At 74.5% G+C, this 1,408-nt stretch carries 1 protein-coding gene; it reads right to left on the bottom strand.

Going from position 1 to position 1,408, the window contains the following annotated elements:
• Positions 1 to 1,408, bottom strand: a 1,408-nt coding sequence (locus DW309_RS02040; RefSeq protein ID WP_342590363.1) for a mannitol dehydrogenase family protein, incomplete at both ends; no start/stop codon positions are given.

Here is a 1,408-nt window from a genome sequence, read left to right as displayed (position 1 = left end):
GCGCCCCAGATCGCCGAAGACCTCCGTGCAGTCCAGGAACGCGCCGGGTTCCGCGGCCTCGGCGGCCACCGCCGCGCGCAGCAGGGCGAGCCGGCGGTCGGACACCGGGGTCGGCGTCCCGTCTTCCGCGACACCCTCGAGGAAGACGCTCCAGGCCGCGAGCACGAGCACGGCGTGCGCGATCGAGCCGCCCGTGGCGAGCCGCTCCCGCACGACCGGGAGCAGGAAGGTGGGGATGCGGTCGGAGCCGTCCACGACCTGCCGGGCGAGGGTGTCGCGCACGGCCGTGCTGCCGAACCGGGCGAGCAGCTGCTCCCCGTACGCGTCGAGGTCGATGCCCGGTACGGGACGCAGGGTGGGAACGGCCTCCTGCTGCATGTACCCGCGCAGGAAGGTGCGGAAGAGCGGGTCCGCGCACACCTCGTGCACCATGGTCGCCCCGGCGAGGATGCCGAGGTAGCTCATCGCCTGGTGTGAGGCGTTCAGCAGCCGGAGCTTCATGAGCTCGTACGGCTCGACGTCGTCGACGAGCTGCACGCCGACCGTGTCGAACGCCGGGCGGCCGAGCGGGAAACGGTCCTCGAGCACCCACTGCACGAAGTCCTCGGAGCGCACCGGCCACCGGTCGTCCACGCCGAAGCGCTCCCGGACGAGCGCGCGGGTCTCGTCGGTGGTCACCGGGGTGATGCGGTCGACCATCGAATGGGGGAACGCCACGTTCGTGTGGATCCAGGCCCCGAGTTCCGGGTCGAGCCGGTCGGCGAAGCCGCTGAGAGCCGTGCGGGCGACGCCGCCGTTGCCGGGGATGTTGTCGCACGACAGGACGGTGAACGGCGCGATCCCGGCCGCGCGGCGGCGGGCGAGGGCGGCGGCGAGGTGTCCGAGAGCGCTCCGGGGCGGGGTACCGCGCCCGTGCGCGGCGTCGTCGAGGTCGGCGAGGGTCCCGGCGTCCTGCGGCACGAAGGCGCCGGTGCGCTCGTCGATCCCGTAGCCGCCCTCGGTGATCGTGAGCGAGACGATGCGCGTGGCGGGGTCGCTCAGGCGCGCCTGGACGGCCTCGGGGTCGTCGGGCGCGAAGAGATACTCCGTGAGCGCACCGATCACGCGGGCCGACTCCGTGCCGTCGGGCGTCACGGTCACGAGCGTGTACAGCCCGTCCTGCGCGGCGAGGGCGTCGCGCATGGCGGCGTCGTGGGGCAGCAGGCCGACGCCGGAGATGCCCCAGTCCGCGTCTCCCGCGGCCAGGAGCCGGTCGACGAACATGGCCTCGTGCGCGCGGTGGAAGTTGCCGACGCCGAGGTGCACGATGCCGGGTCGCACGCGGGCCCGGTCGTAGGCGGGACGGGCGACGGCGGCGGGCAGCCGCTGCAGCGTCCCGGCCGCGAGGGCGATCGGGGCGACCGGGGCG

It is taken from the genome of Microbacterium sp. K41, from assembly GCF_004794395.1.
Lineage (GTDB): Bacteria > Actinomycetota > Actinomycetes > Actinomycetales > Microbacteriaceae > Microbacterium > Microbacterium sufflavum.
This window is presented reverse-complemented; position numbering and strand designations above follow the sequence as displayed.